11 protein-coding genes and 1 pseudogene are annotated in these 14,723 nt (G+C 51.9%); 4 read left to right on the forward strand and 8 right to left on the reverse strand.

Annotated elements, in window-relative coordinates; translation table 11 throughout:
• Positions 1-151: 151 nt before the first annotated feature.
• The 4 genes from proY to phoB all read right to left on the reverse strand — a co-directional run bounded on the left by proY (position 152) and on the right by phoB (position 5,369).
• Positions 152-1,525 (reverse strand): proline-specific permease ProY, encoded by a 1,374-nt coding sequence (gene proY, locus OQV04_RS05055; RefSeq protein ID WP_001591613.1) that lies wholly within the window; start codon positions 1,523-1,525, stop codon positions 152-154.
• Between the two features lie 75 nt (positions 1,526-1,600).
• A complete protein-coding gene (gene brnQ / locus OQV04_RS05060) occupies positions 1,601-2,920 on the reverse strand; it encodes a branched-chain amino acid transporter carrier protein BrnQ (RefSeq protein WP_000149639.1) in 1,320 nt (439 codons plus the stop codon).
• A 406-nt stretch (positions 2,921-3,326) separates the two neighbouring features.
• Positions 3,327-4,622 (reverse strand): phosphate regulon sensor histidine kinase PhoR, encoded by a 1,296-nt coding sequence (gene phoR, locus OQV04_RS05065; RefSeq protein ID WP_000893611.1) that lies wholly within the window; start codon positions 4,620-4,622, stop codon positions 3,327-3,329.
• Positions 4,623-4,679: 57 nt separating this feature from the next.
• A complete protein-coding gene (gene phoB / locus OQV04_RS05070; protein WP_000113933.1) occupies positions 4,680-5,369 on the reverse strand; it encodes a phosphate response regulator transcription factor PhoB in 690 nt (229 codons plus the stop codon).
• A gap of 189 nt (positions 5,370-5,558) precedes the next feature.
• Here phoB and sbcD point away from each other — a divergent pair, with 189 nt between their 5' ends.
• The 3 genes from sbcD (at position 5,559) to araJ (ending at position 11,211) form a co-directional block, all read left to right on the forward strand.
• Positions 5,559-6,761, forward strand: a complete 1,203-nt coding sequence (sbcD, locus tag OQV04_RS05075; RefSeq protein ID WP_032288157.1) for an exonuclease subunit SbcD — start codon at positions 5,559-5,561, stop codon at positions 6,759-6,761.
• The gene (gene sbcC / locus OQV04_RS05080) at positions 6,758-9,901 is read left to right on the forward strand and encodes an exonuclease subunit SbcC (RefSeq protein WP_032288156.1); all 3,144 of its coding nucleotides are present in this window, start codon (positions 6,758-6,760) and stop codon (positions 9,899-9,901) included. Before sbcD ends, sbcC begins: the two co-directional genes overlap by 4 nt.
• 125 nt (positions 9,902-10,026) lie before the next feature.
• Positions 10,027-11,211, forward strand: coding sequence for an MFS transporter AraJ (gene araJ / locus OQV04_RS05085; protein WP_001306939.1), 1,185 nt, complete (start codon positions 10,027-10,029; stop codon positions 11,209-11,211).
• Positions 11,212-11,353: 142 nt separating this feature from the next.
• On the opposite strand, the gene mak is transcribed toward araJ, so the two are convergent.
• Positions 11,354-12,262, reverse strand: a complete 909-nt coding sequence (gene mak, locus OQV04_RS05090; protein ID WP_001612495.1) for a fructokinase — start codon at positions 12,260-12,262, stop codon at positions 11,354-11,356.
• A 124-nt stretch (positions 12,263-12,386) separates the two neighbouring features.
• Here mak and rdgC point away from each other — a divergent pair, with 124 nt between their 5' ends.
• Complete coding sequence (gene rdgC, locus OQV04_RS05095) at positions 12,387-13,298, forward strand: recombination-associated protein RdgC (protein ID WP_001298537.1); 912 nt, start codon at positions 12,387-12,389, stop codon at positions 13,296-13,298.
• Between the two features lie 77 nt (positions 13,299-13,375).
• On the opposite strand, the gene OQV04_RS05100 is transcribed toward rdgC, so the two are convergent.
• From OQV04_RS05100 to OQV04_RS25005, 3 genes and pseudogenes are all read right to left on the reverse strand, one after another.
• A complete protein-coding gene (locus OQV04_RS05100; protein WP_000194199.1) occupies positions 13,376-13,831 on the reverse strand; it encodes an SF0329 family protein in 456 nt (151 codons plus the stop codon).
• A pseudogene (locus OQV04_RS05105) lies at positions 13,828-14,646 on the reverse strand (DUF2773 domain-containing protein); the annotation flags it as partial. The gene OQV04_RS05100 and the pseudogene OQV04_RS05105, both read right to left, overlap by 4 nt.
• A gap of 15 nt (positions 14,647-14,661) precedes the next feature.
• Positions 14,662-14,723: IS1 family transposase (locus OQV04_RS25005; protein ID WP_071528444.1), on the reverse strand; the 62-nt coding region annotated here is incomplete at its 5' end.

Below are 14,723 nucleotides of genomic sequence, written 5' to 3' on the forward strand. Positions count from 1 at the left end.
CCCCTGTGATGAAAATCTGATCACCTTGCCATAGCCTAATGCAGGATCACTCATCATCTGAAGGATATTTGGGGGAGGAGGACGGGGGCGGATAACTTTCGGAATAGCCGGATCAGGATTTCCTCCTGAACCGGCTTACAGAACGCAAGTATTACTGGTTTTCAGCCAGCTGACGATCGTGGCGGCGTTTAAACATCCAGCCAATCAACAGCACAACAATCCACGCGAAACCGACATACAGCGAGATACGCGTATCCGGGTGATAACCAATCAACCCGATAATAAAGAGCAGGAAAATCAGCCCGCCGATGGTCGTTGCTACCCCACCCGGCACTTTAAATTTCAGCGCGTTAACTTCTTCTGGCGGCAAACGGCGACGGAAGGCAATTTGCGACAGCAGGATCATAATCCACACCCACACCGTGGCGAAGGTTGCCAGCGAAGCGATCACCAGGAAGACGTTTTCCGGCATGATGTAGTTCAGATACACCGCAAACAGCAGCGCGGTAGTCATCACCAGCACCGTAACCCACGGAATACCGCGACGCGACGTTTTGCTGAAAATTTTCGGTGCGCTGCCCTGCTCTGCCATACCGTGGAGCATACGGCCTACGCCAAATACGTCACTGTTAATTGCCGACAGCGAAGCAGTCAGCACAACAAAGTTAAGAATGCTGGCGGCAAAGGTAATGCCCATATGCTGGAACGTCAGCACGAACGGGCTACCGGCAGTGCCAACCTGATTCCACGGGTAGATAGACATAATGACGAACAGCGTACCGACGTAGAACACCAGAATACGCATCGGCACGGAGTTAATCGCACGCGGTATCGATTTCTCAGGATCTTTCGCTTCACCGGCGGTAATCCCGATAATTTCGATCCCACCGTAAGCAAACATCACCATTTGCAACGACATCACCATCCCAAGCCAGCCGTTACTGAAGAAGCCGCCGTTGCTCCACAGATTATGAATACCGGTCGGTTGCCCGCCGTTGCCAATCCCCCAGATGATGATGCCGAAACCAGCGACAATCATGATGATGATAGTGGCGACTTTAAAGAACGAGAACCAGAATTCCAGCTCCCCGAAGACCTTCACGCTCATCAGGTTTACGGCGCAAATGATCAGCACCACGCTCAGTACCCAAATCCAGTGCGGCACCGTCGGGAACCAGACACCCATATAGATACCAAAAGCGGTCACATCGGCGATGGCGACAATTAGGATTTCAAAGCAGTAGGTCCAGCCGGTAATGTAACCTGCCAGCGGGCCGAGGTTTTCCTGCGCATAACGCGAGAAAGAGCTGGCGGCCGGGTTATGTACCGACATTTCCCCCAGCGCACGCATAATGATATACGCCGCGATACCACCGATAATATAGGCCAACAACACGCTCGGACCGGCCATTTTGATGGCGTCTGCCGAACCGTAAAACAGCCCGGTGCCAATTGCTGAACCCAGTGCCATAAAGCGTATGTGGCGGGTACTTAGCCCACGCTTTAGCTTGTTCTTACTTTCCATCAATTCCTAACCCATCAACACAATAAAAAACCACGGGGCATCGCAGCCCCGTGGTTAAAACAAATGTTCAGTGATTTAGTGAGCGCTGGAGGTCACCTGACGACCTGCCGCGCGATCCCAGATAATGGCCAGAACCACCATCACCACTGTTGGCATTAACCACGCCAGACCTTGTTCGGCCAGCGGTAAACGCTGCGCCCAGGACGGTAAGATATCGCTGAATGCAGATGCTTTGATCCCGTCGAGAATACCAAAAAGCAGGCTGATAAACATCGGCGGAGCAATCACGCGGGACGAATTATGCCACCATGAGCGTGTAAAACTTAATACAACCAGTGCGATACACGGCGGATAAATGGCGGTCAGCACCGGTACGGAGATCTGAATCAGTTGGCTCAAGCCGAGGTTAGAAACCACCATCGAGAAGCCGCCGAGGATAAACACCAGCGTACGATAAGAGAGCGGTACGTACTGGGCAAAGAATTCTGCACAAGCACAGGTCAGGCCAACTGCCGTTACCAGGCAGGCGATGAAGATTAACGCCGCCAGCAGGAAGCTACCGCCGCCGCCAAAGGTGTGCTGAACGTAAGCATGCAGAATAGCCGCGCCGTTTGCAGACTGATCGACCAGCGACGCGCTGTCTGAACCCAGACGGAACAGCGCCAGGTACAGCAGAGTCAGACCAACACCCGCCATCAGGCCAGCCCAGACGGTATAACGGGTCAGCAGACGCGCTTCGGTAACGCCACGAGAACGCGCCGCGTTAACAATAACGATACCAAACACCATTGCGCCCAGCGTATCCATGGTCAGATAGCCGTTAACGAAGCCGTTAGAAAACGCAGCGTTTTGATAAGCCTCAGTCGCCGTGCTGATAGAACCCGCCGGCCAGACAATCGCGGCAACAGACAGGATGACCAGCGCGATAATTTTCAGCGGCGCAAGGAAGTTGCCCACGGTATCCAGCAGCTTGCCCGGATAGAGCGAAACCAGAATAACGATAGCGAAATAGACCAGGCTGTAGATAAACAGCGGCAGCGCGGAATCACCCGTCAGCGGCGCAATCCCCACTTCAAAAGAAACGGTAGCTGTACGCGGCGTAGCGAAAAGCGGCCCCACCGCCAGGTAACAAACCGTTGCCAGCAGTACGCCAGCGACTTTACCGATTGGCGTGCTGAGGCTGTCAACACCGCCGCCAACTTTTGCCAGCGCCACTACCGTTAATACCGGCAGGCCAACGGCAGTAATGAGGAAGCCGAATGCCGCAGTCCAGACGTGTTCGCCTGCCTGCAAGCCGACCATTGGAGGGAAAATAATGTTACCTGCGCCGACGAACAACGCAAATGTCATAAAGCCCAGAGCGATGATATCGCGCGATCTTAATTGATGGGTCATAAATCATACTGCCTGTGGATGTGGTGTTGTAACGTTAAATTTTTGTGCCAATCCCTGGGGATGATACAGCGGTATATTTAAACAATTTTAGCGGGAAATACTCCCAACCAGGCGCGGCGAAGAATAGTTTTTCGATTTACCGCGTTAATGCAGTCAGTATGACAGCACCTGAAGCGCAATTTAAACGCTTATAACGTTTTAAAGCAAGGAGGGATCTAAAAACCAGAGGTATATAGCGATAAGAAATCACCAACCAGTATAAAACACTATTTCCGTGAAAAAGACATGGCTAATCATGCGAACAAAAAATCACCAACCGTTGTAAAATCTAGCGCCCGTATTTTGACTGCAAAGAAAATAAGCCAGCATCGGCTGGCTTATGGCAATAAAAGATGACAAAGGCGGATTAATCGCTGTTTTTGGCAATTAAACGTTCCGGGATAACAAAACTGAAACGTGTTCCTTTTCCTACTGTACTCTCAATATTCAGGCGACTTTCGTGATGATTCACCGCATGTTTCACGATCGCTAACCCTAATCCGCTACCGCCGGTTTGCCGGGAACGCGCTTTATCAACGCGATAAAAACGCTCGGTCAGGCGCGGAATATGCTCCGGTGCAATGCCCGGTCCGTTATCTTCAACGCTAAATTCGGCACCGTGCGGCACTCGCTGCCAGCGTACGGTGATATGCGTGCCTTCTGGAGTATGATTCACGGCGTTATAGACCAGGTTCGAAATCGCACTGCGTAGCTGATCTTCGTTGCCAGACACCTTGAGGCCGTTATCTATCTCAAAGGTAAATGTCTGTTTTTTCTGACTCAGAGTCTGAGCCTCGCGCTCAACAACGCGCAGCATCATCGGCACATCAACCTTTTCATTGAGCAATTGCGTCGGCGCGGCTTCAATTTTCGACAGCGTCAGCAACTGCTTCACCAGCCCTTCCATCCGCTGGGTCTGCTCGCGCATGGTGTGCAACGCTTTTTCACGTACCGCGCCTTCCAGCGGTTGCTCATCCATCATCTCCAGGTAACCCTGTAACACGGTCAATGGCGTACGTAACTCATGGCTCACGTTGGCAAAAAAGTTACGCCGCGCCCCTTCCAGTTGATGCATTTGCGTGACATCACGCGCCACCATCAGCAACTGTTTGTGGGTATAAGGCATGACGCGAATTTCCAGATGCCGCCCGGTGTTGAGCACCAGATTGAGCGGGCGAGAAAAATCACGCGTTTTCAGATATTGCGTAAACTCCGGGTAACGCAGCAGGTTAAGGATGTTCTGCCCGTTATCTTCCGGCCAGCGCAAACCAAGAATCTGTTGCGCCAGACCGTTACACCAGAAAATACCGCCCTCTTCCGTGGTCAGCACCACTGCGTCGGGCAGCGACTCCGCGCCGCTACGAAAGCGTTTAATCAGATTGCCCAGTTCACGGCGGCGTTTTTTATTTCGCAGCTGCATCTGGTGTAAGCCGTATAGTAGCGGTTCCCAGCTACCACGCCCCGGTGGCGGGGTCATACTACGATCAACCCACAGCCACCATGAAAGGCGCAATAAATTCCAGAAATGCCAGATAAGCAGTCCCGTTACCGATGCCAGCAAAAACCAGGGCAGGTAACCAAAAAATGCACCCAGGATGAAAGCCGGGAGGCAGCAAAGTAGCAGCTCCAGCACCAGCCTTTTCCACGACAGCCGTTCCAGCACGTAAGATACTCCAGTTAAGAAATCATAAGCCCTGCTCTGCGTCCGATGAGCAAGGCGTTAAAAGCGGGTTGAAAAACGATATCCTGTACCACGCACGGTCTGCACCATGCGGTCATGCCCGCCGGGCTCCAGTGCTTTACGCAGGCGACGAATGTGGACATCGACCGTGCGGTCTTCCACATACACGTTAGTTCCCCAGACGTGGTTTAACAGCTGCTCGCGGCTGTACACGCGTTCAGGATGCGTCATAAAAAAGTGCAGCAGTTTAAATTCTGTCGGCCCCATCTCCAGCGGCTCTTCGCCCGCCATCACCCGGTGAGATGTCGGGTCGAGACTTAATCCCTGCATCTCAATCACCTCTTCCACCGCCATTGGCGAAATACGGCGCATTACCGCTTTGATTCGCGCCACCAGCTCCTTCGGCGAAAACGGCTTGGTGATATAGTCATCCGCGCCGGTTTCAAGGCCGCGCACGCGATCTTCTTCTTCCCCTCTGGCGGTCAACATCACCACTGGAATATCCCGGGTCATCGACTCGCGCTTGAGGTGTTTGATGAACTGGATACCGGAGCCGCCAGGTAACATCCAGTCAAGAAGAATTAAATCCGGCCAGGGTTCATTCAGTTGATTCACAGCACTGTCATAATCTTCCGCTTCGACCGGCTGAAAGCCATTTTGTTCGAGCACGAAGCAGACCATTTCGCGAATTGGAGCTTCATCTTCTACGACCAGAATACGTCTCGCCATGATTTGCCCTGTTGTAATAAATAGGTTGCGATCATTAATGCGACGTCATTATGCGTCAGATTTATGACAGATTTATGAAAAGCTCGTCGCACATATCTTCAGGTTATTGATTTCCGTGGCGCAGAAAAAAGCAAATGGCACATCTGTTTGGGTATAATCGCGCCCATGCTTTTTCGCCAGGGAACCGTTATGCGCATCCTTCACACCTCAGACTGGCATCTCGGCCAGAACTTCTACAGTAAAAGCCGCGAAGCTGAACATCAGGCTTTTCTTGACTGGCTGCTGGAAACAGCACAAACCCATCAGGTGGATGCGATTATTGTTGCTGGTGATGTTTTCGATACCGGCTCGCCGCCCAGTTACGCCCGCACGTTATACAACCGTTTTGTTGTCAATTTACAGCAAACTGGCTGTCATCTGGTGGTACTGGCAGGAAACCATGACTCGGTCGCCACGCTGAATGAATCGCGCGATATCATGGCGTTCCTCAATACTACCGTGGTCGCCAGCGCCGGACATGCGCCGCAAATCTTGCCTCGTCGCGACGGGACGCCAGGCGCAGTGCTGTGCCCCATTCCGTTTTTACGTCCGCGTGACATTATTACCAGCCAGGCGGGGCTTAATGGTATTGAAAAACAGCAGCATTTACTGGCAGCGATTACCGATTATTACCAACAACACTATGCCGATGCCTGCAAACTGCGCGGCGATCAGCCTCTGCCCATCATCGCCACGGGACATTTAACGACCGTGGGGGCCAGTAAAAGTGACGCCGTGCGTGACATTTATATTGGCACGCTGGACGCGTTTCCGGCACAAAACTTTCCACCAGCCGACTACATCGCGCTCGGGCATATTCACCGCGCACAGATTATTGGCGGCATGGAACATGTTCGCTATTGCGGTTCCCCCATTCCACTGAGTTTTGATGAATGCGGTAAGAGTAAATATGTCCATCTGGTGACATTTTCAAACGGCAAATTAGAGAGCGTGGAAAACCTGAACGTACCGGTAACGCAACCTATGGCGGTGCTGAAAGGCGATCTGGCGTCGATTACCGAACAGCTGGAACAGTGGCGCGATGTATCACAGGAGCCACCTGTCTGGCTGGATATCGAAATCACTACTGATGAGTATCTGCATGATATTCAGCGCAAAATCCAGACATTAACCGAATCATTGCCTGTTGAAGTATTACTGGTACGCCGGAGTCGTGAACAGCGCGAGCGTGTGTTAGCCAGCCAACAGCGTGAAACCCTCAGCGAACTCAGCGTCGAAGAGGTGTTCAATCGCCGTCTGGCACTGGAAGAACTGGATGAATCGCAGCAGCAACGTCTGCAGCATCTTTTCACCACGACGTTGCATACCCTCGCCGGAGAACACGAAGCATGAAAATTCTCAGCCTGCGCCTGAAAAACCTGAACTCATTAAAAGGCGAATGGAAGATTGATTTCACCCGCGAGCCGTTCGCCAGCAACGGGCTGTTTGCCATTACCGGCCCAACCGGTGCGGGGAAAACCACCCTGCTGGACGCCATTTGTTTGGCGCTGTATCACGAAACTCCGCGTCTCTCTAACGTTTCACAATCGCAAAATGATCTCATGACCCGCGATACCGCCGAATGTCTGGCGGAGGTGGAGTTTGAAGTGAAAGGTGAAGCGTATCGCGCGTTCTGGAGCCAGAATCGGGCGCGTAACCAACCCGACGGTAATTTGCAGGTGCCACGCGTAGAGCTGGCGCGCTGCGCCGATGGCAAAATTCTCGCCGACAAAGTGAAAGATAAGCTGGAACTGACGGCGACGTTAACCGGACTGGATTACGGGCGCTTCACCCGTTCGATGCTGCTTTCGCAGGGGCAATTTGCTGCCTTCCTGAATGCCAAACCAAAAGAACGCGCGGAATTGCTCGAGGAGTTAACCGGCACTGAAATCTACGGGCAAATCTCGGCGATGGTTTTTGAGCAGCACAAATCGGCCCGCACTGAGCTGGAGAAGCTGCAAGCGCAGGCCAGCGGCGTCGCGTTGCTCACGCCGGAACAAGTGCAATCGCTGACAGCGAGTTTGCAGGTACTTACTGACGAAGAAAAACAGTTACTTACCGCGCAGCAGCAAGAACAACAATCACTAAACTGGTTAACGCGTCTGGACGAATTGCAGCAAGAAGCCAGCCGCCGTCAGCAGGCCTTGCAACAGGCGTTAGCCGAAGAAGAAAAAGCGCAACCTCAACTGGCGGCGCTCAGTCTGGCACAACCGGCACGAAATCTTCGTCCGCACTGGGAACGCATCGCAGAACACAGCGCGGCGCTGGCGCATACTCGCCAGCAGATTGAAGAAGTAAATACTCGCTTACAGAGCACAATGGCGCTTCGCGCGAGCATTCGCCACCACGCGGCGAAGCAGTCAGCAGAATTACAGCAGCAGCAACAAAGCCTGAATACCTGGTTACAGGAACACGACCGCTTCCGTCAGTGGAACAACGAACTGGCGGGTTGGCGTGCGCAGTTCTCCCAACAAACCAGCGATCGCGAGCATCTGCGGCAATGGCAGCAACAGTTAACCCATGCTGAGCAAAAACTTAATACGCTTGCGGCGATCACGTTGACGTTAACCGCCGATGAAGTTGCTAGCGCCCTGGCGCAACATGCCGAGCAACGCCCACTGCGTCAGCGCCTGGTCGCGCTGCATGGGCAGATTGTTCCCCAACAAAAACGTCTGGCGCAGTTAATGGTCACTATCCAGAATGTCACTCTGGAACAGACGCAACGTAATGCCGCACTTAACGAAATGCGCCAGCGTTATAAAGAAAAGACGCAGCAACTTGCCGATGTCAAAACCATTTGCGAGCAGGAAGCGCGCATCAAAACGCTGGAAGCTCAACGTGCACAGTTACAGGCGGGTCAGCCTTGCCCACTTTGTGGTTCCACCAGCCACCCGGCGGTCGAGGCGTATCAGGCGCTGGAGCCTGGTGTTAATCAGTCTCGATTACTGGCGCTGGAAAACGAAGTTAAAAAGCTCGGTGAAGAAGGTGCGACGCTACGTGGGCAACTGGACGCCTTAACAAAGCAGCTTCAGCGTGATGAAAACGAAGCGCAAAGCCTCCGACAAGATGAGCAAGCACTTACTCAACAATGGCAAGCCGTCACGGCCAGCCTCAATATCACGTTGCAGCCACAGGACGATATTCAACCGTGGCTGGATGCACAAGATGAGCACGAACGCCAGCTGCGGTTACTCAGCCAACGGCATGAATTACAAGGGCAGATTGCCGCGCATAATCAGCAAATTATCCAGTATCAACAGCAAATTGAACAACGCCAGCAGCAACTCTTAACGGCATTGGCGGGTTATGCACTGACAGTGCCACAGGAAGATGAAGAAGAGAGCTGGTTGGCGACACGTCAGCAAGAAGCGCAGAGCTGGCAGCAACGCCAGAACGAATTAACCGCGCTGCAAAACCGTATTCAGCAGCTGACGCCGATTCTGGAAACGTTGCCGCAAAGTGATGAACTCCCGCACTGCGAAGAAACTGTGGTATTGGAAAACTGGCGGCAGGTACATGAACAATGTCTCGCATTACACAGCCAGCAGCAGACGTTACAGCAACAGGACGTTCTGGCGGCGCAAAGTCTGCAAAAAGCCCAGGCGCAGTTTGACACCGCGCTACAGGCCAGCGTCTTTGACGATCAGCAGGCGTTCCTTGCGGCGCTAATGGATGAACAAACACTAACGCAACTGGAACAGCTCAAGCAGAATCTGGAAAACCAGCGCCGTCAGGCGCAAACGCTGGTCACTCAGACAGCAGAAACGCTGGCACAGCATCAGCAACACCGACCTGACGGGTTGGCTCTCACTGTGACGGTGGAGCAGATTCAGCAAGAGTTAGCGCAAACTCACCAAAAATTGCGTGAGAACACCACGAGTCAAGGCGAGATTCGCCAGCAGCTGAAGCAGGATGCAGATAACCGTCAGCAACAACAAACCTTACTGCAGCAAATTGCTCAAATGACGCAGCAGGTTGAGGACTGGGGATATCTGAATTCGCTAATAGGTTCCAAAGAGGGCGATAAATTCCGCAAGTTTGCCCAGGGGCTGACGCTGGATAATTTAGTCCATCTCGCTAATCAGCAACTTACCCGGCTGCACGGGCGCTATCTGTTACAGCGCAAAGCCAGCGAGGCGCTGGAAGTCGAGGTTGTTGATACCTGGCAGGCAGATGCGGTACGCGACACCCGTACCCTTTCTGGCGGCGAAAGTTTCCTCGTCAGTCTGGCGCTGGCGCTGGCGCTTTCAGATCTGGTCAGCCATAAAACGCGTATTGACTCGCTGTTCCTTGATGAAGGTTTTGGCACGCTGGATAGCGAAACGCTGGATACCGCCCTTGATGCGCTGGATGCCCTGAACGCCAGTGGCAAAACCATCGGTGTGATTAGCCACGTAGAAGCGATGAAAGAGCGTATTCCGGTGCAGATCAAAGTGAAAAAGATCAATGGACTGGGCTACAGCAAACTGGAAAGTACGTTTGCAGTGAAATAACTATTCAGCAGGATAATGAATACAGAGGGGCGAATTATCTCTTGGCCTTGCTGGTCGTTATCCTGCAAGCTATCACTTTATTGGCTACGGTGATTGGTAGCCGTTCTGGTGGTTGTGATGGTGGTATGAAAAAAGTCATTTTATCTTTGGCTCTGGGCACGTTTGGTTTGGGGATGGCCGAATTTGGCATTATGGGCGTGCTCACGGAGCTGGCGCATAACGTAGGAATTTCGATTCCTGCCGCCGGGCATATGATCTCGTATTATGCGCTGGGGGTGGTGGTCGGTGCGCCAATCATCGCACTCTTTTCTAGCCGCTACTCACTCAAACATATCTTGTTGTTTCTGGTGGCGTTGTGCGTCATTGGCAACGCCATGTTCACGCTCTCTTCGTCTTACCTGATGCTTGCTATTGGTCGCCTGGTTTCCGGCTTTCCGCATGGCGCATTTTTTGGCGTCGGAGCGATCGTGTTATCAAAAATTATCAAACCCGGAAAAGTCACCGCCGCCGTGGCGGGGATGGTTTCCGGGATGACAGTCGCCAATTTGCTGGGCATTCCGCTGGGAACGTATTTAAGTCAGGAATTTAGCTGGCGTTACACCTTTTTATTGATCGCTGTTTTTAATATTGCGGTGATGGCATCGGTCTATTTTTGGGTGCCGGATATTCGCGACGAGGCGAAAGGAAAGCTGCGCGAACAATTTCACTTTTTGCGCAGCCCGGCCCCGTGGTTAATTTTCGCCGCCACCATGTTTGGCAACGCAGGTGTATTTGCCTGGTTCAGCTACGTAAAGCCATACATGATGTTTATTTCCGGTTTTTCGGAAACGGCGATGACCTTTATTATGATGTTAGTTGGGCTAGGGATGGTGCTGGGAAATATGCTAAGTGGCAGGATTTCAGGACGTTATTCACCACTGCGCATTGCAGCAGTGACTGACTTTATCATTGTACTGGCACTGCTGATGCTCTTTTTCTGCGGCGGCATGAAAACAACGTCGCTTATTTTTGCTTTTATTTGTTGCGCGGGATTATTTGCCCTTTCAGCACCTCTGCAAATATTGTTACTGCAAAATGCCAAAGGCGGAGAGTTATTAGGTGCCGCAGGTGGGCAAATAGCGTTTAACCTCGGTAGCGCCGTCGGCGCATATTGCGGAGGTATGATGCTGACGCTGGGGCTGGCATATAATTACGTGGCGCTGCCTGCCGCCCTGCTTTCGTTTGCTGCGATGTCATCGTTGCTGCTGTATGGTCGCTATAAGCGCCAGCAAGCGGCGGATAGTCCGGTGCTGGCGAAACCACTGGGGTAGATTACTGTCACGGTGCGCGTTGCTTATTGCCGGATGCGGCGTGAACGCCTTATCCGCCCTACGCGGTTCTGGCACATTTTGTAGGCCTGATAAGACGCGGCAAGCGTCGCATCAGGCATGATGCGCCAATTGCCTACGTTTTTTACTCTTGTGGCCATAACCACGCAGCGCCGCGTACGCCGCTGGAATCACCATGCTTCGCCTTACGCACCGGCGTTTCACATTCGCCGCCGAAGACAAATTGTTTAATCAACTGCGGAACCGTTTGATATAAACGGTCTACATTGCTCATCCCGCCCCCCAGGACAATCACATCCGGATCGAGAATATTCACGACATGTGCCAGCGATTTTGCCAGCCGCAGCTCGTAGCGACGCAATGCCAGTTCCGCTACCGGATCGTTTTCTTCAACCAGGCGGATAATTTCACTGCCTTTCAGCGCATGTCCGCTCAAACGACGATAATCCGTCGCGAATCCCGTGCCCGAAATAAAGGTTTCAATACAACCTTGTTTACCGCAATAACAAGGGACTTCCTCGCGATAACGCAGTTCGTCTTCGTCCATCCACGGTAGCGGATTGTGTCCCCACTCACCTGCCGTGCCATTGCCGCCGATATGCGCCCGCCCATTGAATGCCACGCCCGCGCCGCATCCCGTGCCGATAATCACGGCAAATACCGTTTGCGCTCCCGCTGCCGCGCCATCTACTGCTTCTGAAACCGCCAGACAGTTGGCGTCATTTGCCAGCCGCACTTCCCGCTGCAACCTCGCGCTTAAGTCTTTATCGAATGGCTGACCGTTGAGCCAGGTTGAATTGGCATTCTTCACCACACCGGTGTAAGGCGAAATTGAGCCAGGAATGCCCATACCTACCGTTCCGCGCTGCCCCGTCGCCTGCTCCGCCATATCAACCAACGTGGCGATCGTTTCAATAGTCTGCCGGTAATCATCACGCGGCGTGGGCAGACGATGGCGGTACAACTGCTCCCCTGCATCGCCCAGTGCAATCACTTCAGTTTTGGTGCCGCCTAAATCGATACCTATACGCACGGTACTCTCCTTATTTTTTTCAATATCAATAGCGTAGAGACGGACAACCGGATTGGCAATGCAAGGCCGCCGACAATTCGTTATCATGCCCGCTAAATTTAACGACAAGGCCGTGGAAATTATCATGCTGTGGTTCAAAAATTTAATGGTTTACCGTCTTAGCCGCGAGATTTCGCTGCGTGCAGAAGAGATGGAAAAACAGCTAGCCTCGATGGCATTTACCCCATGCGGCAGCCAGGACATGGCGAAGATGGGCTGGGTTCCTCCGATGGGATCGCACAGCGATGCGTTAACGCACGTTGCCAATGGTCAAATTGTTATCTGCGCGCGCAAAGAAGAAAAAATCCTCCCGTCTCCGGTGATTAAGCAGGCGCTGGAAGCGAAAATCGCCAAACTGGAAGCGGAACAGGCGCGTAAGCTGAAGAAAACCGAAAAAGATTCGCTGAAAGACGAAGTGCTGCACTCTCTGTTGCCGCGTGCTTTCAGCCGTTTTAGCCAGACAATGATGTGGATCGACACGGTTAACGGTTTGATTATGGTGGACTGCGCCAGTGCCAAAAAAGCGGAAGATACGCTGGCACTGCTGCGTAAAAGCCTGGGGTCGTTACCGGTTGTACCATTGAGCATGGAAAACCCGATTGAACTGACGTTGACCGAATGGGTTCGCTCCGGTAGTGCGGCACAGGGCTTCCAGCTGCTTGATGAAGCCGAGCTGAAATCGTTGCTGGAAGATGGCGGCGTGATCCGCGCGAAGAAACAAGATCTGACCAGCGAAGAGATCACCAATCACATTGAAGCCGGAAAAGTGGTGACTAAACTGGCGCTCGACTGGCAGCAGCGCATTCAGTTTGTGATGTGCGACGATGGTTCGCTCAAGCGTCTGAAGTTCTGCGACGAGCTGCGCGATCAAAACGAAGATATCGACCGTGAAGATTTCGCCCAGCGTTTTGATGCCGATTTCATCCTGATGACTGGTGAACTGGCAGCGTTAATTCAAAACCTGATTGAAGGATTAGGTGGCGAAGCACAACGTTAATTGCTGATTTTCCTTTAATGCCGGATGCGACGCCTGCCGCGTCTTATCCGGCGTACGAAGCCACACCAGGCATATAATTATTCGCTACGGCGGGCAATAATTTTTAGCGCAGCAATATTATGCGTTTTACGCCGTAACTGATCTAATCGCCTCATCCCTATTCGCCTGTCAGCAGCACGCAGAATATTCACTAACCCCCATTTATCGCTGGTAAATTGTTTTGTTAACAACTCCGCTTTTGGGGTGTCAATATATTCACGCAATAAATCAGAAATTGAACAAATATCCGTCAGGTAAGGATACCAGCAAGTTTCACCGTGAAAATTACGCACTCCACCGTTACCTGCAATAAAGTCTTTCGGGTAATCCCAGATCACGTTTTTATCCAACGTGATCCAATAACGCGGTAAATCGGTGCTTCCACCATTTTGGCTGCGCATGGGATAACGGGTACAGTGAATTTGCAGGTTGATCGTTGGCGTCAGTAAGTCATAGATCTCCCGCTGTAACTTGCTCCATGGACGTTGTGTCATTGTTTTTCCTCAAGCCGGTGACGCGCTTCACTGCGAATTTTCCGCGTTGCCCCGGTTTTCACTAAATCACGTAACAGCGAAAGATCGGGTTGTTCGACAAATAAGAGTAATGATGGATCCTCTTTTAACCACGCCGTTTTCACATCGGCAGCCAGCTGTGGATTATTAATAGCCAGCGACCGATCCTGAGGCTCAGTCAATGTCGTTAACAACGACGCCGGGGTATGTGCGTTGCGTAATGCCGTTTGGCGCAAATGATCATTGCGACTTTGCAGCAATGCACGCCACCATTCATCATCTGATTTATCTTTTATCGTCGCCAGTTCTGCAAAAATATCGCTATCCTCACGGTTCCAGCGGTGTAATCCTCTTTCACTTTGCCTACGGGTGCTATTTTTCATACTGACAACAGACAGCGCCCAGTCAGAGTTGAAGCGATACTGTTGATCGAGTTTGTTGATAATTCCGGAAGATAAATCTTTATTATCAAATAATTGGTTACGCATTCGATAGCGGTATTCAGCGGGTAAATCAACCAGTAAATCAATGGCATTATTTAACATCTCTTCGTCAACAACACCATTATCAATCAGCGCCAGCTGTACTTCGTAGGCTTGCTCTTGATCTTCTTGCCGTTTGCTCATCATTAAATTTAATGTGCGTTGCCATAACTGTTTCTTATATTCCAGCGGCAATAATTTATCGCGTGCCAGCTCATCCCAGACGGTGGGAACATCATGCTGAGTCAATAGATAACTAATCACGTCCTTCGATGTCAGATAACGCGCACCTTCGCGCAAATTGTGCACATCTTCGGTAATGACTCCAACTTATTGATAGTGTTTTATGTTCAGATAATGCCCGATGACTTTGTCATGCAGCTCCACCGATT

It is taken from the genome of Escherichia sp. Lx600-2, assembly GCF_036662595.1.
Lineage (GTDB): Bacteria > Pseudomonadota > Gammaproteobacteria > Enterobacterales > Enterobacteriaceae > Escherichia > Escherichia coli.

What these genes read in the sequence shown, in the direction of transcription:
- sbcC (WP_032288156.1), top strand. Translation starts at nt 6,758, where the DNA reads ATGAAAATTCTCAGCCTGCGCCTGAAAAACCTGAACTCATTAAAAGGC.
- phoB (WP_000113933.1), bottom strand. Translation starts at nt 5,369, where the DNA reads ATGGCGAGACGTATTCTGGTCGTAGAAGATGAAGCTCCAATTCGCGAA.
- OQV04_RS05100 (WP_000194199.1), bottom strand. Translation starts at nt 13,831, where the DNA reads ATGACACAACGTCCATGGAGCAAGTTACAGCGGGAGATCTATGACTTA.
- proY (WP_001591613.1), bottom strand. Translation starts at nt 1,525, where the DNA reads ATGGAAAGTAAGAACAAGCTAAAGCGTGGGCTAAGTACCCGCCACATA.
- rdgC (WP_001298537.1), top strand. Translation starts at nt 12,387, where the DNA reads ATGCTGTGGTTCAAAAATTTAATGGTTTACCGTCTTAGCCGCGAGATT.
- araJ (WP_001306939.1), top strand. Translation starts at nt 10,027, where the DNA reads ATGAAAAAAGTCATTTTATCTTTGGCTCTGGGCACGTTTGGTTTGGGG.
- sbcD (WP_032288157.1), top strand. Translation starts at nt 5,559, where the DNA reads ATGCGCATCCTTCACACCTCAGACTGGCATCTCGGCCAGAACTTCTAC.
- brnQ (WP_000149639.1), bottom strand. Translation starts at nt 2,920, where the DNA reads ATGACCCATCAATTAAGATCGCGCGATATCATCGCTCTGGGCTTTATG.